At 43.4% G+C, this 18958-nt stretch carries 18 protein-coding genes and 7 tRNA genes; 20 read left to right on the forward strand and 5 right to left on the reverse strand.

The genetic code is table 11. The annotated features are described in order from the left end of the window. Positions 1 to 400 precede the first annotated feature (400 nt). The 11 genes from AC19MX_RS05440 (at position 401) to AC19MX_RS05490 (ending at position 5772) form a co-directional block, all read left to right on the forward strand. Positions 401 to 1633, forward strand: coding sequence for an FAD-dependent monooxygenase (locus tag AC19MX_RS05440; protein WP_432399466.1), 1233 nt, complete (start codon positions 401 to 403; stop codon positions 1631 to 1633). A gap of 149 nt (positions 1634 to 1782) precedes the next feature. Further along, the gene (gene pth / locus AC19MX_RS05445; protein WP_498296891.1) at positions 1783 to 2370 is read left to right on the forward strand and encodes an aminoacyl-tRNA hydrolase; all 588 of its coding nucleotides are present in this window, start codon (positions 1783 to 1785) and stop codon (positions 2368 to 2370) included. A gap of 78 nt (positions 2371 to 2448) precedes the next feature. Continuing rightward, positions 2449 to 3540: a redox-regulated ATPase YchF gene (gene ychF / locus AC19MX_RS05450; RefSeq protein WP_432399464.1), complete on the forward strand. Its 1092-nt coding sequence runs from the start codon at positions 2449 to 2451 to the stop codon at positions 3538 to 3540. Between the two features lie 204 nt (positions 3541 to 3744). Further along, positions 3745 to 3821: transfer RNA gene (locus tag AC19MX_RS05455), tRNA-Met, on the forward strand. Positions 3822 to 3864: 43 nt separating this feature from the next. Beyond that, positions 3865 to 3949, forward strand: a tRNA-Leu gene (locus AC19MX_RS05460). 46 nt (positions 3950 to 3995) lie between these two features. Continuing rightward, positions 3996 to 4070 (forward strand) — tRNA-Gln (locus tag AC19MX_RS05465). Positions 4071 to 4094: 24 nt separating this feature from the next. Continuing rightward, positions 4095 to 4169, forward strand: a tRNA-Gln gene (locus AC19MX_RS05470). Positions 4170 to 4174: 5 nt separating this feature from the next. Next, positions 4175 to 4251, forward strand: a tRNA-Met gene (locus AC19MX_RS05475). Between the two features lie 107 nt (positions 4252 to 4358). After that, positions 4359 to 4443, forward strand: a tRNA-Leu gene (locus tag AC19MX_RS05480). A gap of 44 nt (positions 4444 to 4487) precedes the next feature. Then, positions 4488 to 4562 (forward strand) — tRNA-Gln (locus tag AC19MX_RS05485). Between the two features lie 178 nt (positions 4563 to 4740). Next, the gene (locus AC19MX_RS05490) at positions 4741 to 5772 is read left to right on the forward strand and encodes a patatin-like phospholipase family protein (RefSeq protein WP_432399463.1); all 1032 of its coding nucleotides are present in this window, start codon (positions 4741 to 4743) and stop codon (positions 5770 to 5772) included. 72 nt (positions 5773 to 5844) lie between these two features. On the opposite strand, the gene AC19MX_RS05495 is transcribed toward AC19MX_RS05490, so the two are convergent. The 3 genes from AC19MX_RS05495 to lolB all read right to left on the reverse strand — a co-directional run bounded on the left by AC19MX_RS05495 (position 5845) and on the right by lolB (position 8408). Next, entirely contained in the window at positions 5845 to 6792 is a 948-nt protein-coding gene (locus AC19MX_RS05495; RefSeq protein ID WP_011636202.1) for a ribose-phosphate pyrophosphokinase, read from the reverse strand. Between the two features lie 91 nt (positions 6793 to 6883). After that, a complete protein-coding gene (gene ispE, locus AC19MX_RS05500; protein WP_498296893.1) occupies positions 6884 to 7756 on the reverse strand; it encodes a 4-(cytidine 5'-diphospho)-2-C-methyl-D-erythritol kinase in 873 nt (290 codons plus the stop codon). A 40-nt stretch (positions 7757 to 7796) separates the two neighbouring features. Continuing rightward, complete coding sequence (lolB, locus tag AC19MX_RS05505; protein WP_498296895.1) at positions 7797 to 8408, reverse strand: lipoprotein insertase outer membrane protein LolB; 612 nt, start codon at positions 8406 to 8408, stop codon at positions 7797 to 7799. Positions 8409 to 8645: 237 nt separating this feature from the next. Between lolB and hemA the strand changes: the two genes are divergently transcribed. The 8 genes from hemA (at position 8646) to AC19MX_RS05545 (ending at position 16494) form a co-directional block, all read left to right on the forward strand. Then, the gene (gene hemA / locus AC19MX_RS05510; RefSeq protein ID WP_432399460.1) at positions 8646 to 9896 is read left to right on the forward strand and encodes a glutamyl-tRNA reductase; all 1251 of its coding nucleotides are present in this window, start codon (positions 8646 to 8648) and stop codon (positions 9894 to 9896) included. A 14-nt stretch (positions 9897 to 9910) separates the two neighbouring features. After that, a complete protein-coding gene (prfA, locus tag AC19MX_RS05515) occupies positions 9911 to 10996 on the forward strand; it encodes a peptide chain release factor 1 (protein WP_498296897.1) in 1086 nt (361 codons plus the stop codon). Positions 10997 to 11005: 9 nt separating this feature from the next. Further along, positions 11006 to 11860, forward strand: a complete 855-nt coding sequence (gene prmC / locus AC19MX_RS05520; RefSeq protein WP_498296899.1) for a peptide chain release factor N(5)-glutamine methyltransferase — start codon at positions 11006 to 11008, stop codon at positions 11858 to 11860. A 119-nt stretch (positions 11861 to 11979) separates the two neighbouring features. Continuing rightward, positions 11980 to 12375: a SirB2 family protein gene (locus tag AC19MX_RS05525; protein WP_432399457.1), complete on the forward strand. Its 396-nt coding sequence runs from the start codon at positions 11980 to 11982 to the stop codon at positions 12373 to 12375. A 9-nt stretch (positions 12376 to 12384) separates the two neighbouring features. Beyond that, the gene (locus AC19MX_RS05530; RefSeq protein ID WP_432399456.1) at positions 12385 to 13173 is read left to right on the forward strand and encodes a transglutaminase family protein; all 789 of its coding nucleotides are present in this window, start codon (positions 12385 to 12387) and stop codon (positions 13171 to 13173) included. 167 nt (positions 13174 to 13340) lie between these two features. Continuing rightward, the gene (locus tag AC19MX_RS05535) at positions 13341 to 14588 is read left to right on the forward strand and encodes a DUF819 family protein (protein ID WP_432399455.1); all 1248 of its coding nucleotides are present in this window, start codon (positions 13341 to 13343) and stop codon (positions 14586 to 14588) included. A 17-nt stretch (positions 14589 to 14605) separates the two neighbouring features. Continuing rightward, complete coding sequence (kdsA, locus tag AC19MX_RS05540; RefSeq protein ID WP_432399454.1) at positions 14606 to 15457, forward strand: 3-deoxy-8-phosphooctulonate synthase; 852 nt, start codon at positions 14606 to 14608, stop codon at positions 15455 to 15457. 164 nt (positions 15458 to 15621) lie between these two features. Then, positions 15622 to 16494 (forward strand): DMT family transporter, encoded by an 873-nt coding sequence (locus tag AC19MX_RS05545; protein WP_498296901.1) that lies wholly within the window; start codon positions 15622 to 15624, stop codon positions 16492 to 16494. A 55-nt stretch (positions 16495 to 16549) separates the two neighbouring features. On the opposite strand, the gene AC19MX_RS05550 is transcribed toward AC19MX_RS05545, so the two are convergent. Continuing rightward, the gene (locus AC19MX_RS05550) at positions 16550 to 17512 is read right to left on the reverse strand and encodes a ketopantoate reductase family protein (protein WP_498296903.1); all 963 of its coding nucleotides are present in this window, start codon (positions 17510 to 17512) and stop codon (positions 16550 to 16552) included. A gap of 25 nt (positions 17513 to 17537) precedes the next feature. Beyond that, positions 17538 to 17894 carry a VanZ family protein gene (locus AC19MX_RS05555; RefSeq protein WP_498296905.1) on the reverse strand — a complete coding sequence of 119 codons (357 nt, stop codon included), beginning with the start codon at positions 17892 to 17894 and terminating at the stop codon, positions 17538 to 17540. Positions 17895 to 18253: 359 nt separating this feature from the next. Between AC19MX_RS05555 and AC19MX_RS05560 the strand changes: the two genes are divergently transcribed. Continuing rightward, complete coding sequence (locus AC19MX_RS05560) at positions 18254 to 18739, forward strand: YajQ family cyclic di-GMP-binding protein (RefSeq protein WP_432399450.1); 486 nt, start codon at positions 18254 to 18256, stop codon at positions 18737 to 18739. Positions 18740 to 18958: the final 219 nt, after the last annotated feature.

Raw genomic sequence — 18958 nt, forward strand, 5'->3', positions numbered from 1 at the left:
AAGGCGCTCTGGCTAGCACTAGTGCAAGTTTCGCTCGTTTAGCGGTAAAGTATTTGATAACCCTAAAAACTGTAATGTTTTAAGCCGTCGGATAAAACAATCTGTTTATGTTTATTAACGTCATGTTTAAGCAGTATATATTGACGTTATAGCGACATGATTAAAAGTTGGCTTAGGGCTAAATCACGATTAACGCAGTGCACCCTTTCCGTGGTTTATGGATATAGGGCATAATCAATCGTATACAAATGGGTTTGTAGAGTTCGATGACGTAAGCTTAAACGTTATCCTGGTTGCCACTTTATCGTCGTTAGCTCGCTTTTTGCGCGATGTCGCAAGATAAGGTACTCATACGGCAAATCACTAATCGATTAGGCACAATGCCAAACAGTTACTTTTTATGGATGTAGACACGATGCAAGATATTCCTCACGCTATGGATACGCAACCTTCAACTGAATACGATGTCGTGATTGTCGGCGGTGGTATGGTGGGCGCCGCGGCAGCGATTGGACTTGGACAACTAGGGTTAAAGGTCGCCGTTATCGAAGCGCGTGAACCACAAGCTTATGATCCTGAGCAGCCATTAGATGTGCGAGTATCGGCGATTAGTGTGGCATCCGAGCTGTTACTCACGCGTTTAGGCGTGATGGAGCAGTTATTAACGATGCGTCATGCTCCCTATAACGGCTTAGAAACCTGGGAAATGGACGGCTGCTTAACCTCTTTTACCGCTGAGCAAGTTGGCCAAACGCATTTAGGCTACTTTTTTGAAAATCGATTAATTCAATTGAGTTTGTGGCAGCAAATTCGCGCTATGGATAATGTTGACTTACTTTGTCCTCATAAAGTCAGCCAAATGACGCGGCATACTGCACTGCAAAAGATTGGGATTACCCTAGACGATGGCAGCCAACTGATCACTCGATTACTTGTTGGTGCCGATGGCGCGAATTCACAAGTGCGTCAATGGTCTGGTATTGGTGTTACTGGTTGGGATTATGCTCAATCAGCGATGTTAATCAATATTCAAACCCAAACGGAACAGCAGTCTGTTACCTGGCAACAATTTACGCCCGCTGGCCCAAGGAGTTTATTGCCGCTGCCTGGCAATAATGCATCACTGGTGTGGTACGACGATGCTAATCGCATCAAACAGCTATCACAATTAAACCCGTTACAATTAGCCGAACAAATTAAACAGCACTTTCCGTCAAGGTTAGATCCCAACTTTAGCGTCGAAAATAGTGGCAGTTTTACCTTAACTCGCCGCCATGCGCAGCGATATTACCAGGATAACCTGGTCATTCTTGGCGACGCCGCCCACACCATTAATCCACTGGCAGGTCAGGGGGTTAATATTGGCTTTAAAGATGTCGACGTGCTGGTGGCGCAAGTCGCAAACGCAATAGGCAGTGGTGAAACATGGTGGGAAGCCCGAGTATTAAAGCGTTATCAACAAGCGCGTTATTACGATAATCAATTAATGATGACGGCGATGGACGCTTTTTATGCCAGCTTTAGCAATGACTTATTACCGCTTAAGTTATTGCGTAATGGCGCATTAAAACTGGCGAATATCGACTCACCCATAAAGCGTAAAGTCTTAAAGTACGCACTCGGGTTAAATTAACTCACATCGTGAGCGAAACTTGTGGTTTGTTGACAAGCCATTTGAGTGCTAAAATGCCGCGTTTTGCATCATGTGTACACCATTGGCCCCTTAAAAGGGGATTTTCGGTGCAGACGTGAGTCATTCGCAAATAAACTGACTAGGTTGTGATGAGTAACATTAAATTAATTGTTGGGTTGGCAAACCCAGGTGCTGAATACGCACAAACTCGCCATAATGCTGGCGCTTGGTACGTGCAGGAACTCGCACGTATTTGTAATGTTCCTTTAGTTGCAGAGAGTAAATATTTCGGTGTCACTGCGCGTGCTATTTTGCACGGTAGAGATGTGCGTTTATTGATCCCAACGACATTCATGAACTTAAGCGGTAAGTCTGTTGCCGCATTAGCCAACTTTTTCCGCATTTTGCCTGAAGAAATTTTAGTGGCCCATGATGAATTAGACATGGACCCCGGCGTAGCCAAATTTAAGTTAGGCGGCGGACATGGCGGACATAATGGTTTAAAAGACATTATTGCCAGTTTAGGTAACGACAAAAATTTCCATCGTTTGCGCATTGGCATTGGCCACCCAGGCGATAAAAATAAGGTTAGCGGTTACGTATTAGGCAGAGCTCCTGCTATTGATCAAGAGCGCATTAATGCGGCTATTGATGAAGCAGTGCGTTCAACCGAGATTTTATTTAACCAAGACATGGCGAAAGCTATGCACAGATTACATTCGTTTAAAGCAGAATAAGTCAAGCAAGTTTTGTTTTAACACCTCATTCGACATCATTATCCATTGGGATAATTCTACATATATAAAGGTAAGCATATGGGTTTTAAATGCGGCATTGTTGGTCTGCCAAACGTAGGTAAATCAACGCTGTTTAATGCGTTAACACAAGCGGGTATTGAAGCTGCAAACTTTCCGTTTTGTACTATTGAGCCAAACACGGGTGTGGTACCGGTACCAGATGCACGCCTTGATGCGTTAGCTGCTATTGTTAAACCTCAGCGTATTTTACCTACTTCTATGGAGTTCGTTGATATCGCAGGCCTTGTGGCCGGTGCATCGAAAGGTGAAGGATTAGGTAACAAATTTTTAGCTAACATTCGTGAAACGGATGCAATTGGTCACGTAGTACGTTGTTTTGAAGATCCAAACATTGTTCACGTAGCCAATAAAATCGACCCAGCTGGTGACATTGAAGTCATTAACACTGAATTGGCATTAGCTGACTTAGATGCATGCGAACGTGCTCTATTTCGTCAAGTCAAACGTGCTAAAGGCGGTGACGGTGATGCAAAATTTGAAGTTGCAGTACTTGAAAAAATGCGTCCAGTGTTAGACGAAGGAAAGATGTTGCGTTCGTTAGAATTAACTAAAGAAGAGTTAGCCGCTGTTGCTTACCTTAATTTCTTAACGATTAAACCAACCATGTACATTGCTAACGTTGCTGATGATGGTTTTGAAAACAACCCTCACTTAGATGTTGTTCGTGCTATTGCGGCAACAGAAAATGCTATCGTTGTACCAGTATGTGCTGCTATTGAATCAGAACTTGCCGAAATGGAAGCTGAAGACCGTGCAGAATTTATGACAGACCTGGGTTTAGAAGAATCTGGTTTAGACCGGGTTATTCGTGCCGGTTACGAATTACTGAATCTGCAAACTTACTTTACTGCAGGTGTAAAAGAAGTGCGTGCATGGACAGTGCCTGTTGGCGCATCTGCTCCACAAGCGGCTGGTGTGATCCATACTGACTTTGAACGTGGCTTTATTCGCGCTCAAGTGATGGCATATGACGACTTTATTACCTTCAAAGGCGAAGCTGGCGCAAAAGAAGCCGGTAAATTGCGTGTTGAAGGTAAGACTTACATCGTTAAAGATGGCGATGTAATGCATTTCTTATTTAACGTATAAGCGTTATTAAGATTGCCAAAAGGGGCGTAAAGCGAATATCGGGTTGTTAATTGGGTTTATTTTGTCGATTCGGCATCCAGTTTGGTGAAGTTATAGCCGAACAAGACGATTTGATGAAAATAGCGAAAAAAACCAGTTGACCTCGATAACCTGAATAAGCATAATACGCCCCGTTCCTCGCCAAGAGGAATTGCAAGAAGTAGTGGCAATATAGCTCAGTTGGTTAGAGCACAGCACTCATAATGCTGGGGTCGCAGGTTCAAATCCCGCTATTGCTACCATTACTTTGCACATCTTACTCAGGATGTAAAACAAGAGTGTTGTGCGGGAATGGTGAAATTGGTAGACACGCCAGATTTAGGTTCTGGTGCCGCAAGGTGTGAGAGTTCAAGTCTCTCTTCCCGTACCATTTATTAGAAAGGCTGGCTTAGGCGGGCATTTCAAAAAAGTTTGATTGGGATATCGCCAAGCGGTAAGGCACTGGGTTTTGATCTCAGCATTCCAAGGTTCGAATCCTTGTATCCCAGCCATTTATAAAGTAAGAAAAAGATTATTGGGATATCGCCAAGCGGTAAGGCACTGGGTTTTGATCTCAGCATTCCAAGGTTCGAATCCTTGTATCCCAGCCATCTTTGGCAATATAGCTCAGTTGGTTAGAGCACAGCACTCATAATGCTGGGGTCGCAGGTTCAAATCCCGCTATTGCTACCATTTTTACTCGGTAGAATGAGGGCTTTATCAAAGTACTTTATTATTGCCAGTAGAAATCAAAGTTTACTCTTAATAAAATTTGAGTATACTCTAAGTTAAAATTTGATGCGGGAATGGTGAAATTGGTAGACACGCCAGATTTAGGTTCTGGTGCCGCAAGGTGTGAGAGTTCAAGTCTCTCTTCCCGTACCATCAAATTTGTAACACCTCTGTTTTACAATAAATTGCTACACAATTGGGGTATCGCCAAGCGGTAAGGCACTGGGTTTTGATCTCAGCATTCCCAGGTTCGAATCCTGGTACCCCAGCCAAATTCTAAAAAGCCCGTCTTAATGACGGGCTTTTTGCTTTTTATTTTTTGATGTTTATTTTCATATACGACAATTGATAGCCTTTTCCTATTAGCGCAATTGATTCTATCCATTATCTATCTTCGCGACAGTTCTTTAGACTTGCCTTATACAGTCAATTAGCAAGTATCAGGTCAATATGAACAGCCAAGCAACAACTCCAGACATCCCTTTAAAGCAAGCGTCACAGCCCATGACAGCTTTGATTGCTGAAGGCGGTGGACAGCGTGGTATCTTTACCGCGGGGGTATTAGATGCATGGTTAGACGCTGAATTTGATCCATTCGATCTGTTTATTGGCACTTCTGCTGGCTCGCAAAATCTCACCAGTTTTTTATCAAGACAAAAGGGTTACGCTAAACGTTTAATTCGGGGGTTGTCGCGTCATAAACGTTTCTATCAACTAGGCCGGGGGCTGGTCGGTGGCCATGTGGTGGATTTAGATTGGTACTTTGATAAAACCACTCATGGAAGTTTTGCGTTAGATTTTTCGGCAGCGGCAAAAACATTGGGTCAAAGACAATTATTGATCACCGCAACCAATGCAAGAGATCGTCAAGGGTACTTTTTAAGCCCTAGTGATGATAACAACCATTGGCGTGAACTGTTAAAGGCGTCGAGCGCATTACCGTTTCTTTATAAGCAAGGTGTAAAGTTAACGCCTTGGTTAGCATCTCATGCTGCAAACCAAAGCGAAGAGGATATGCAACCAATACAAGAAGACTTCTTTTTAGATGGTGGTTTAGCCGCGCCATTACCGGTGCGAGAAGCCTATCAACGTGGCGCGCGTAAAATTGTAGTGATCCGCACGGTAAATGCTGATTTTCAAGCGCAATCGGCTTGGGTGCATAAGCTTAAATCGTGGATTTGTGTCTCTGGATATTGCCCAAAAACCATTGATTACTTAGCTCAGCATGAGCAAGCGTATCAAGATGAGTTAGCGTTTATTGCTAATCCGCCAGACGATGTTGAGATTATCCAGATTTTTGCCAATGACACCTTACAAAGTAAATTATTGGGCAGCACTGATGCTGGCTTACTTCATGATTATCATACTGGTTTGGCTGCGGGTAAACTGTTTGTGCAGCAACAAGAGGATAACGATATGATCTCTATCATGATGCAAAGCCAACAAGCTTCTATTGCATCTCAACAGGCGTTATCTGCTTAGTTGGTATGCAAGGTCGCTTAAACAAAAAACGCACTCAATTGAGTGCGTTTTGCTGTTAACTAATCGGTTAGATTAGTGGCGGAACATCGCAGAGATAGACTCTTCGTTGCTCACGCGACGGATTGCTTCAGCAAGTACAGCTGACATAGTCAACTGAGTCACTTTAGCGACTTTAAGCATTTCAGGGCTTAAAGGTACCGTATCGGTTACGATTACTTCATCGATCACTGAGTTCGCAATGTTTTCTGCAGCGTTACCCGAAAAAACTGGGTGGGTAGCATAAGCAAATACGCGGTTAGCGCCATGCTCTTTTAATGCTTCAGCTGCTTTACATAATGTGCCACCCGTGTCGATCATGTCATCAACAATGATGCAATCACGGCCTTGAACATCACCAATAATGTGCATGACCTGGGCAACGTTAGCTTGCGGGCGACGTTTATCGATAATCGCAAGATCTGAATCATCTAATAACTTAGCTACCGCACGAGCACGAACTACACCACCGATGTCAGGAGAAACCACTACTGGGTTTTCAAGCTTTTTAGCCAGCATGTCTTCAAGTAACACAGGGCTACCGAATACGTTATCAACTGGTACGTCGAAGAAACCTTGAATTTGTTCAGCGTGGAGATCGCACGTCAGTACGCGGTCAACACCAACACTAGACAAAAAGTCAGCAACTACTTTAGCGGTAATAGGTACACGGGCACTGCGTACACGACGGTCTTGACGAGCATAACCAAAGTACGGGATAACGGCAGTAATACGACCAGCAGACGCACGACGAAGTGCATCAACCATAACAATAAGCTCCATGAGGTTATCGTTGGTTGGTGCGCAAGTAGATTGAATGATAAACACATCCGCACCACGTACATTTTCGTTTATTTGAACACTGATTTCACCGTCGCTGAAACGGCCTACAACTGCATCGCCAAGTTTGCAAAATAAACGATCGGCTATCTTAGCGGCTAGATTTGGGGTAGCGTTACCAGCAAAGAGCTTGATGTCGGGCACTTTATGAACCTCAGGTGTTTGCTTAACTATTAAAGGCTAGATCAATTTTACGTGTTGTCACTCAAAACTGACCCAGAAGAAAAATATGTTGTTAGAGTTGATCAAGCCGCGTTAATAACGGTGACTTGTTCATCCCTTTTGCGACAAAACCCTGCATATCGGCCGGTAATTCGGCTAAAGCGTCAAGGGCTTGCTGCGAATGTGTAAATTCCCCGAACACGCATGCACCTGTTCCGGTCATTCTCGACGGCGCATATTCTACCAGCCAGCTTAAGGCATTGGCAACTTGAGGGTACTGCGTTGTGACCAGTTTTTGACAATCATTGGTCCATTTTTGTGTCATTAGGCTATTTAAATCTAACTTTGGGGTGTGGCGTGGTAAATCAGGATGCTGGAATATATCTTTAGTCGACACATGCACATCAGGGACTATCACTAAATACCAAGGTTCGTCTGGTTGTACCGTTACAAGCTGTTCTCCAACACCTTCTGCAAAAGCGGATAAACCAGTAATAAAAACAGGTACATCGGCACCTAAAGTGAGCCCTATTTCTGCTAACTTTGATTGCGAAACATTGGTTCCCCAAAGGGCATTTAATGCGACAAGTGTGGTGGCTGCATCAGATGAACCGCCACCTAAACCACCGCCCATCGGCAATAATTTATTTAACCAAATATGCGCACCCCCTTTATATTGAGTGTAACGCTTAAGAGATTTTGCGGCTTTAAGAATTAAGTTATCGCTGTCTGCGACAGAATCACCTAAATTAGAGTGCAATACCAGCTCGGCAGAAGCGGTAACATGGAAATCGAGGTAATCACAATGGTCAATAAACTGAAATAGCGTCTGCAACTCATGATAACCATCAGCGCGCTGACCTGTTATGTGTAAAAATAAGTTAAGTTTTGCTGGCGCAGGCCAACTCTTAGATGCAAGTGATTTAAGTGAGCTGGTTGATTTCATATATTCACTACCTTGTTGATAGATCAATTTACCGGATTAACTATTGGGCTTTGATCTGAACCGCTGTCCATTGGTTACTTTGAATCTTGATTTGCACATCGTCACGCTCAATCTTTAATAACTTAGGGACGAGTGCACCGCTTTGCTGTTGCCAACTCATAAATGTCACATGCCAATCGGATTGTGGGTCGTGGCTGATTAGCTGGTTAATGGTGCCATCAGGATGATAGCTAACAATATTATCATTGCTGCCCGTTTGCCCTGTAATCCACAGTGGTAAGCTGTCTAATGGGATTGACCAACCACTAATACCGGTTAATAAGTCTTGGGCACTGCGGTCATGATAAGTTTTTCCGTCGACGTCTAACGTCGCCATGCCTTGGTTCGTTGTCAGTGTTAATACAGTTGTACCCAATACCGTGGTAAGACGTAGATCGTTTGCGGCTGGTTGATGCAACCAATAAAGGTTGGTGCTGAATTTATCATCCGCAGTTTTAACGGCAATTTTACCTTGAAGCTCCCACGATTTTGCTTGCGAGGCCTGGCTGACGTCTATAGGGGTAAATTGCTCAGACGGCGTGATAGTACAGCCTGTTAGTAATAACAGAGTGAAAATTACAGAGGTATGAAACGCTGATACTGATAAACGCAATGGCTTGCCTAACAGTTGCTGAAGATAGGCTTATGATACTGGGCTTACGCTATGATGTAAAAATGCTTTTCCAAAATTAATGTGATTTTAATCTAACGGATAAGACAATCACCTTATATCTAAGAAATAAAAAAATTAAACATTTATTCGGTTTTGTTAAGCCAATTGTGTTTTTAGTTGGTTCAATTCAGTAGAATAGACTAATTAACGTCACCGAAAAGAACTTGATACAGTCAAATGAGCCTAGTAGCAATCGGGATAAACCATAAAACCGCCACGGTAGATTTGCGAGAAAAAGTCGCTTTCTCTCCAGACCGCATTCATGACGCCATGAAAAGCTTGGCGAGTCGCACTCGTACGGGTGAGGCTGTGATTGTGTCTACCTGTAATCGCACTGAACTGTACTGTAATAATGCCGATAAAAACGACATTATTGAATGGTTAGAAGACTATCATCAGCTTAACCATGAAGAATTGATGCCGTGCATTTATGCTTACGAAGAGCAAGTTGCTGTGAAGCATTTAATGCGCGTAGCCTCTGGATTAGATTCTTTAGTGTTAGGCGAACCACAGATTTTAGGTCAAGTGAAGCAAGCTTTTGTTAAAGCCAAAGAAGCGGGCACCACAGCCGCGACCATTGATCGCCTATTTCAAAATACCTTCTCAGTGGCCAAAAAAGTCCGTACTGATACAGAAATTGGTGCCGCAGCTGTGTCGGTAGCATTTGCTGCCGTGAGCATGGCAAAGCATATTTTCTCGTCGTTGAGTACCACCAAAGTGTTGTTAATTGGTGCCGGTGAGACCATCGAGTTGGTTGCTAAGCATCTTAAAGACAATGGCGTTGCTTCAATGGTCGTGGCAAATCGCACAATTGAGCGTGCACAAGCCATGTGCGAAGAGTTCAATGCCACAGCCATTACCTTGCAACAAATACCAGACTTTCTCGCTAAAGCCGATATCGTGATATCCTCTACCGCAAGCCCATTACCTATTTTAGGTAAAGGCATGGTCGAAAAAGCATTAAAACAGCGTCGCCATCAGCCGATGTTGTTAGTCGATATTGCAGTTCCGAGAGATATTGAAGCAGAAGTCGGTGAGTTAGACGACGCATTCCTTTATACTGTCGACGATCTGCATAGCATTATTGAACAGAACATGGCTTCACGTAAGGAAGCCGCCGAGCAAGCAGAATTAATTACTGAAGATCAATCGCACTTATTTATGGAGTGGATTAGGTCTTTAGAGTCAGTCGACAGTATTCGCGAATATCGCAGCCAGAGCTTGGCGATTAAAGATGAGTTAGTTGAGCGAGCCTTGAACAAATTGTCTCAAGGCGGTGATAGTGAGCAAGTGATAATCGAGTTAGCCAATAGGTTAACCAATCGCTTAATTCATTCCCCCACGCAATCGCTTACCTCAGCCAGTCGTCAAGGTGATTTGAATACAGTAGGCCTATTAAGAACTGCGCTTGGTTTAGATAAAAACTAAGGTTAGCGAGCTAAATGAAAGAATCCGTTATCCGCAAGCTAGAAGGCTTGCTTGAGCGTAATGAAGAAGTATTGGCATTACTAAGTGATGCAAGCGTGATTGCGGATCAAGACCGCTTCCGTGCGTTATCAAAAGAATACTCACAACTTGAAGATGTTGTGAGTAGTTTTAAGGCATTTCAACAAGCACAAAAAGATTTTGACTACGCCAAAGAAATGCTTGAAGAAGACGATGCTGACATGCGCGAAATGGCGCAAGAAGAGTACAAATCATCTAAGCAAATGCTTGAAAAGCTTGAAGATGAATTGCAAGTGTTGCTATTGCCTACCGATCCTAACGACGACACTAACGCGTTCTTAGAGATCCGTGCTGGTGCGGGTGGCGATGAAGCCGCTATTTTTGCTGGCGACTTATACCGTATGTATTCACGTTTTTGTGAAGCAAACCGCTGGCAAATGGAAGTCATGAACCTTAACGAAGGTGAACATGGCGGCTTTAAAGAAATTATTGTTAAAGTGAGCGGCGACGGTGCCTACGGTAAACTAAAGTTTGAGTCTGGCGGACATCGAGTTCAACGTGTACCAGAAACTGAATCTCAAGGCCGTGTCCACACATCTGCATGTACGGTAGTGGTATTACACGAAGTGCCAGAAGCCGAAGCAATTTCAATTAACCCAGCCGATCTTAAAGTTGATACTTTCCGCGCATCAGGCGCGGGTGGTCAGCACGTTAACAAAACGGATTCAGCGATTCGTATCACCCATATTCCATCAGGCATTATTGTTGAATGTCAGGATCAGCGCTCTCAGCACAAAAACCGCGCCCAAGCGATGAGTGTGTTGGCTGCACGTATTCAAGCGGTTGAAGATGAAAAGCGTCGTAGTGCTGAAGAAACAACACGTCGTAGTCTGGTTGCCAGTGGCGATCGTTCAGAGCGCATCAGAACGTATAACTACCCACAAGGCCGTGTGAGCGATCACCGCATAAACTTAACCTTATATCGCTTAAACGAAGTGATGGAAGGTGACTTAAATGCGTTACTTGATCCTATCATGTTAGAACATCAAGCAGACATGCTTGCCGCTCTCGCCGACGATTAAGGAGTGAACTTGCCTCAGTCTTCGTATTCAACTATCGCTGAAGCCCTGCAATGGGCTTATTCGCAATTAGCGGCAACCTCAGAATCTGCACACGTAGATGCTGAGGTGTTGTTATTGCATTGTTTGAATAAAAATCGCAGCTTTTTATATACTTGGCCTGAAAGGCAACTCACTAGCGATCAATTTAAAGCGTTTAGCCAGATGGTGGCCAAACGTCAAAGTGGCTCGCCTGTGGCGCACATTATTGGCGAACGTGAGTTTTGGTCATTGCCTTTTATCGTCAATGACTCAACCCTCATCCCCAGACCCGATACTGAAATTTTAGTCGAAACCGCACTGAATTTAACATTGCGCCATAATGCGAAAGTGTTGGATTTAGGGACGGGCACTGGCGCCATAGCATTATCTCTAGCGTCAGAACGTCCAAAGTGGCGTATTACTGCCATCGATAATGTCCCTGGGGCCGTTGAATTAGCGAAAGCGAATCGCGCTAATTTAAACTTACCTGACGTTGAGATTATTCAATCTAATTGGTTTTCATCGGTTGAACACCGCGACTTTGACTTAATTGTGTCAAATCCACCGTACATTGATGAAACAGATGAACACCTCAACATGGGCGACGTGCGCTTTGAACCACAAAGTGCGCTCACTGCCGCCGATCATGGTTATGCTGATTTATTCCACATCGCCGATATTGCGCGTTCGCACTTATTAGCGGGTGGTTATTTATTGCTTGAGCATGGTTATGAGCAAGCAATCATCGTTCGCGAAAAACTCATCGAGTTTGGCTATCAAAACGTCGCTACCGTGCGCGATTTTGGCAGTAACGATCGTTGCACCCTAGGCCAATGGGTCGATTAATTATCAACATTTGCGGGTAAACCTCCTTAAACATGCTTAACGACCATCACATTGGTATCCGTTAGGCTGTTCGAGTACACTAGCCGCGATTTTATTTATTATCTTAAGAGACTTTAGTAATGGAAACATTTTACAGTTTATATCCAGCGGTAAAACACTCTCACATGCTGTTAGTCGCATTAAGTGTCATCTTCTTTATTGCGCGTTTTGTGCTGCATTTACGTCAGTCTCCTATTATGGAGAAAAAGTTTGTCAAAGTGGCGCCACATGTTATTGATACTTTTTTACTACTGTCTGGTTTTACGCTTTGCTTTATGATCAAGCAGTATCCGTTTGTCGACCCGTGGATGACAGAGAAAATCATCTGTGTGGTGGCGTATATTGCATTAGGGATTATGGCGCTCAAATCTAACCGTAATAAGCTGTTTAAGTTTTTTGCTTTTATTGGTGCGATTGGTTGGGTAGTGTTAGCGGCCAAGCTGGCTCATTTTAAACAAGTCGTATTCGTGGGTTAATTGGTTTTAATGGCAAAATATCTTCTTAACGATGCAGTTTCGATCCCTGAAACTGCATTTGAGCTTTCTGAACACCTTGGTTTTTCAAAGTCTAAACCTGCTATGTGGGCTTGGTATGAAATGTCAGGGGCGGTGCTCAGCCATTACGTGGTTGACCAACAGACCCGTTTGCAAGGTTTGTTTAATTGGTTTTACAAAGACTTAGGCTTTTGTGCCCGTGACAATTACTTTAGTGTTGAAGCAGCCGACTTAAGTTACTGCGTGTTAAAGCGTCAGGGCAATAGCACAACACTCTCGATATTATTGATTTTATTAGCAAAACAACTTGATTTGAAATTAGAGGCTATATTACTCCCAGGTAATACGGTATTAAAAAGTCAGGTGAGTGATGTGATTAAATATCACGACCCATTAACGGGTAAAGAGTTGGACCGCCATCAATTGCACGCTTTAGTCCGTGGTGAAATGGGCAATGCGGCTAAATTGAAGCCTAGTCATTTAAAACCTGCAACCTTAAAACGCTTAATCAGCCGTATGTTGCATGAGTTAAAGGCTGGCTGCATAGTGAATCAAAAATTTGAGTCGGCTATGGAGTGTTGTAATTTGCTATTGCAATGGCACCCTGATGATGTGCACTTAAACCGTGAACGGGCTTTTATTGCCCAGCAGTTAGGGTGTATTAAAGTGGCTATTTCTGACTTGCAACATTTTATTGATTTGAGCCCGCACGATCCGGTTGTTGAGCTGGTTAAGATTCAATTAAAAGAGTTGAGTCAACATACCCAGGTTTACCATTAAGTTGATGAGTTAAATGCGCTGTTTTATTAAATAAAGCAGCGCAAAATAAAGGCTGCAAAAGCCAGTTCCAATTGACATAAAAATAAACATAAAAATCATCAAAAATGATTTAACGTAATGATAATTATAACTATTATAAATATTGCTTTTGCAAGGGAGAATACTGCATGACCACGTCAGCTATGGTGAGCAATGATGCCACCGCACTGGGTTTACTCGCCGTTATTTTAGGTTTTGTGTTTTATACCAGTTCATCGCCACATCCATTTTGGCAAAAGTTTTACAAATATATCCCCGCGTTATTATTGTGCTATTTCTTACCTTCTTTGCTTAATACTTTTGGTGTGGTCGACGGCCACACATCACAATTATATTTTGTCGCCTCGCGTTATTTACTCCCCGCGTGTTTGGTCTTACTGATTTTAAGTGTCGATTTAAAAGCCATTTTAGGTCTTGGGCCTAAAGCGGTAATCATGTTTTTAACCGGTACCCTTGGTATTGTTATCGGCGGCCCGATTGCCTTACTGCTCGTGTCGATGATTGACCCAAGCTTAATTGGTAACAATGGCCCTGATGCTGTTTGGCGTGGTATGACTACGCTGGCTGGTAGCTGGATTGGTGGGGGTGCTAACCAGGCCGCCATGAAAGAGATATATGAAGTCGGCGGCGAAATTTTCTCTGTTATGGTGACGGTCGATGTGATTGTGGCTAACATTTGGATGGCCGTATTGTTGTTTATGGCATCAAAAGCGAAAGAGATTGATGCTAGAACCGGTGCCGACACCACTGCGATTGAAGCGTTAAAAGAAAAAGTAGAAAAATACCACGCTGAAAACTCACGCATTCCATCACTGCGCGACATTATGATGATTGTGGCTGTCGGTTTTGGGGTCACGGGTTTTGCCCATTTTGCCGCAGACTTTTTAGGGCCGTTTTTTGAAGCGAATTACCCATGGACAGAAGATTACAGCTTAACCTCTAAGTTTTTCTGGTTAGTGGTGATCGTGACTACCGTTGGTTTGGGTCTTTCATTTAGCCCAGTGCGTCACCTAGAAGCTGCCGGTGCGTCTAAAATTGCTTCGGCATTTTTATACATTTTAGTGGCAACGATTGGTTTGCATATGGACGTGTCCAAAATAATGGATACGCCCATTTACTTCCTCGTTGGTGTGGTGTGGATGTTAGTACACGCAAGCTTGATGCTACTAGTGGCTAAACTCATTAAAGCACCATTGTTCTATATGGCGGTGGGCAGCCAGGCTAACGTTGGCGGCGCGGCTTCTGCCCCTGTTGTGGCAGCAGCATTTCACCCGGCGCTTGCGCCAGTTGGGGTATTGTTAGCGGTATTTGGTTATGCATTAGGTACCTACATGGCATGGCTATGTGGTCAGTTATTACAAGTTGTCGCAGGTTAATGCGCAAAGAGGTTCAAATGGATCAAAAAATTATTCAGTTAGTTAATGACATTCAAGTGGCCAATGACAAGCCGTTTGTACTATTTGGTGGTATGAATGTGCTTGAGTCTCGCGACTTAGCCATGTCGATTGCAGAACACTATGTTGAAGTGACCCAAAAGTTGGGTATTCCTTATGTGTTTAAAGCGTCATTTGACAAAGCGAACCGTTCATCGGTTAATTCATACCGTGGCCCTGGTATGGAAGAAGGCTTACGTATTTTTGAAGAGATTAAATCAACTTTCAATGTGCCATTAATCACCGACGTGCACGAAGTACACCAATGTGCACCTGTTGCAGAAGTGGTTGATATTATTCAGTTGCCAGCGTTTTTAGCTCGTCAAACCGATTTAGTGGTGGCGATGGCAAAAACCGGCGCTGTGATCAATGTGAAAAAACCGCAATTTTTAGCGCCACATGAAATGCGTCATATCATCACCAAATTTAATGAAGCCGGTAACGACAACATTATTTTGTGTGAACGTGGCAGCAGCTTTGGCTATAACAACCTCGTGGTAGACATGTTGGGTATGGACGAAATGAAGCAAACCGGTTATCCGGTAATCTTTGATGCGACTCATGCACTACAACGCCCAGGTGGACGAGCAGACTCTGCTGGTGGCCGTCGTGCACAAGCGACTGAGCTGGCACGCAGTGGCATGGCGTTAGGCTTAGCAGGCTTGTTTATTGAAGCGCATCCTGATCCAGATAATGCAAAATGTGATGGCCCGTGTGCATTGCCACTGCATTTGCTAGAAAAGTATCTTACTCAGATGAAAGCTGTCGATGACTTGGTTAAATCATTTGAGTTTATTGATACCAGCAAGTAAGAACCGTTATTAACAATGAACAAAGAAGAGAACAGGCAAGTTGAGTTTTAATCAATTTACACCGTAATCTGTGTCTTTTCATTGTGGTAAACAGTAATCTGGTTGCCCTTGTATAAGCCCTGACTTTTTACAAAGTTGGGGCTTTTGTTTTTCTGGATGTAACGATGTGGATTTTATTTACCTTCCTTGCTGCATTTATGCAGGCTTGGCGCAATGCCTTTCAAAGTAAGCTGAGTAAAGAGGTTAGTGTTGCTGGAGTCACGCTCGCTCGATTCATTTGGGCAGGGCCGATAGCCGCAGCGTATTTATTTAGCTTGCATCAATACCAGCCCGCAGCGATGCCAGATTTTGGCGCGACATTTTGGGGCTTTGTCATTGGCGCCTCATCAATGCAAATTCTTGCTACTGGCTTAATGGTTAAGCTGTTCAAAATGCAAAACTTTGCTATAGGGGCAGGGCTAGCAAAGAGTGAGGCATTAGTCGCCGCAATCCTTGGGGTATTCTTCTTCGGCACCCAGTTGTCACTACTTGGTTGGGTTGGCGTTGTGGTGGGCGGTATTGCGATTATGCTGCTCAGCAGTAAACAAGGATTCAAACAATTATCACTTAAAACCGTGTTGTTAGGTCTAGCCTGTGGCAGTGCGTTTGCCTTAACATCCCTTTGGGTGCGCGAAGCAAGTTTAACCCTACAAGGGCCGTTTACTCATCGTGCAGCATGGGTGTTGTTGTGGGTTATTAGTATTCAAACGGTTGTGCTGATAGCTTATTTACTGGCAAAAGATAAATCAACGCTAGTCGCGCTGTGGAAAAGGCCAGCACTCACGTTATCGATAAGCGTCACCAGTTGTATTGGCTCAATTGGTTGGTTTAGTGCTATGTCGTTACAAGCGGTGCCCTATGTCAAAACTCTGGGGCAAGTGGAAGTGTTTTTCACGCTGATTATTGCGGCGTTTTGGCTTAAGGATAAAGTCAAAACTAACGATGTCGCTGGCTTGGTGCTCATTGCAATCGCCGCTATTTTGGTGATGTGGAGTTAATGGCGACATCAGATAAATGGTTATAGCTAAAGATTGGCTAAGGTGAGCAAGACGATCAAGAAGGGTTAAGTTGTAACACTTGCTCGAGTAGCTGTTGATTATGCGGGACCGCTAATCTGTGCAGTTGTGCTTGCTGGCAAATATAGCCATTAATGTAGTTGATTTCAGTGGCTCGATGATGGGCCACATCTTGATACATAGATGAGTAGTTAGCCGCTGTGAGCTTAATGACTTGATACACTCTGGCGCTTATCAAGACGGGATCTAACTCAATCCCATCGCATTTGGCGACGTGTACTAACTCCTCAATAATAGCAGCAATTTGCAGCCGATATTCATCATTGGCTAATTGACCATTAGCACAATGATGCAGCGCGGTTAATGGGTTAATTACCGCATTAATTGCCAGCTTTTGCCACAATACTGCTAATACCGGTTGATGCCATTCAAGCGCTTGATTGTCTCGATGCAATCCATCCATTCGTGCTTCTAGCTCTGCGCTTAATTCACTACCACAATAATAGCCCAGTTGAGTGACACCAAATCCGGTGTGCTTAATATGCCACTGGTTAATTTTTAATGCCGCTTGTGATGTCGTGCCCAGTGTTAAGCCTTGGCTTGGGTGTTGCGCTAGCGCCTCAGTAACCACTAAATGCGGCCCTAAACCATTGTGTAATAATACAATATGGCACAGCGGTGATAATTTATTAAGCAGCGGCAGCAGGGCTTCTGCAACTTGATACGCTTTAACGCACACCAGTAACAAACTGACCTCAGCAAGACGAGGATCGTTTGTCCCCAATATCAAAGCATCGCTGCTATGAGTGATCCCACTATGGTCAGTAAACTGCAATTTTTGTTGCTGAGTATGCGGCTGGCGGCCAATTAAGGCTATGTCGTTACTTGGTAGGGCGCTGTCGCTATGGCAAAGCTGGTGATAAATTAACTGACCTATTGCGCCCGCTCCCAGTATGGCGATATTGGGCGAGTTGGATGGTATTGTTAATGTATTTGCCATCATCAGGCCTTATAGTGATGCGTAATTAAGGCTTATTTCTTAATTTACGATATTGTAATATCGAAAAATTAAGTAGATAAAATAAAGCGATACCAGCAAAGTCGGCTGCGACATCGCCAACCGAAGCACTGCGATAAGGTAAGCGAGATTGCACAAGCTCAATCAAAATGGCGTAGCTGCCTAATGCGGCACATAAATAATACCATTTTGGTTTAAAGGCGTAGTGAGCAAGATACGAGAGTGCAAAAAAACTGCCCAAGTGGCCCACTTTATCCATATGAGAAAAAGTTTGTGGGTAGTTCGGTTTAGAGAAAACTAAATAGCTGGTCACAATTACGGCGGCAACTAACGCAAGTTTAAACATGTTTTTGTAAGTGATCACGAGCGTTACATCAGCCTTGTGAAACGAAAATATGCTTAATAATAAGAAACCTGTTTGATATTGTCACGAATAAACCACTAAGCTCGTTCATAATTGTTCAATTAGCGTGTTTTTCAGTCTTAAGAATGGCTATCGACTATTGATAAAATCCAATGATAATGGGCATTAATGATACCTTTGTATTAAAAACACCCGCTTAGTTATTTTTTGTTAATCAAGTAAATCTTTGCCACAATTTTGCGAAAGTAGACCGGTTAGATTTGCACGTTACTATCCCGTTAAATCTACCTAGTGTAAAATAAACTAAACCATGAGCGTTTGGGTGAATAACCCGATGAAGTATCAAAGAGGAAAGCAACATGCCATCTATGGATGTAATATCAGAAATTGATGAAGAAGAACTACGTAATGCAGTAGAGAACTCCCGTCGTGAAGTGTCTAGCCGATTTGATTTACGTGGTAAAGAAATAGAAATTGATTTGAAAGATAATGTTGTCACTTTAAAAGCAGAAGATGACTTTATTTGTAAGCAATTAGTCGACATATTGCGCATGCAGCTCAGTAAACGTAATGTTGACCCATCTGCAATGGAAGTTGACGACAAGGCAATACATAGCGGTAAAACCTTCAGTTTAAAAGTCAATTTTAAGCAGGGTATTGATACATTGGTAGCCAAAAAGCTGGTTAAAGCGATTAAAGACAGCAAGCTTAAAGTGCAGTCAGCCATTCAAGGCGACAAAGTCCGTATAACCGGCAAAAAACGTGATGATTTACAAGCCGTAATGCGATTGGCTAAAGAGTCAGAATTAGGCCAACCGTTTCAGTTTGATAACTTTAAAGATTAATTCTTAAAGCGACTCATACCTTAGCGTTAAACGCCGAAATAAAAAGCCGATACGGGAAACCTTATCGGCTTTTGTGTTTTTAAGGCATGCCCTTGGGGAACCGGTAAAGTTGTGGACACTTTGCTATCGACTTGTGGCTGTTCTGATATTCGGAGTCATCCGTTGTATCCAAATGAATTGGTTATAGCCCTAGCTTACCCCGAGGCTCCAGCGGCTCTG

It is taken from the genome of Shewanella sp. MF05956 (genome assembly GCF_059758055.1).

Bases quoted from the DNA above. Each gene is read 5' to 3' on its own strand.
- AC19MX_RS05440 (WP_432399466.1), top strand. From the start codon at position 401: ATGGATGTAGACACGATGCAAGATATTCCTCACGCTATGGATACGCAA.
- pth (WP_498296891.1), top strand. From the start codon at position 1,783: ATGAGTAACATTAAATTAATTGTTGGGTTGGCAAACCCAGGTGCTGAA.
- ychF (WP_432399464.1), top strand. From the start codon at position 2,449: ATGGGTTTTAAATGCGGCATTGTTGGTCTGCCAAACGTAGGTAAATCA.
- AC19MX_RS05490 (WP_432399463.1), top strand. From the start codon at position 4,741: ATGAACAGCCAAGCAACAACTCCAGACATCCCTTTAAAGCAAGCGTCA.
- ispE (WP_498296893.1), bottom strand. From the start codon at position 7,756: ATGAAATCAACCAGCTCACTTAAATCACTTGCATCTAAGAGTTGGCCT.
- hemA (WP_432399460.1), top strand. From the start codon at position 8,646: ATGAGCCTAGTAGCAATCGGGATAAACCATAAAACCGCCACGGTAGAT.
- prfA (WP_498296897.1), top strand. From the start codon at position 9,911: ATGAAAGAATCCGTTATCCGCAAGCTAGAAGGCTTGCTTGAGCGTAAT.
- AC19MX_RS05525 (WP_432399457.1), top strand. From the start codon at position 11,980: ATGGAAACATTTTACAGTTTATATCCAGCGGTAAAACACTCTCACATG.
- AC19MX_RS05530 (WP_432399456.1), top strand. From the start codon at position 12,385: ATGGCAAAATATCTTCTTAACGATGCAGTTTCGATCCCTGAAACTGCA.
- AC19MX_RS05535 (WP_432399455.1), top strand. From the start codon at position 13,341: ATGACCACGTCAGCTATGGTGAGCAATGATGCCACCGCACTGGGTTTA.
- kdsA (WP_432399454.1), top strand. From the start codon at position 14,606: ATGGATCAAAAAATTATTCAGTTAGTTAATGACATTCAAGTGGCCAAT.
- AC19MX_RS05545 (WP_498296901.1), top strand. From the start codon at position 15,622: ATGTGGATTTTATTTACCTTCCTTGCTGCATTTATGCAGGCTTGGCGC.
- AC19MX_RS05550 (WP_498296903.1), bottom strand. From the start codon at position 17,512: ATGGCAAATACATTAACAATACCATCCAACTCGCCCAATATCGCCATA.
- AC19MX_RS05560 (WP_432399450.1), top strand. From the start codon at position 18,254: ATGCCATCTATGGATGTAATATCAGAAATTGATGAAGAAGAACTACGT.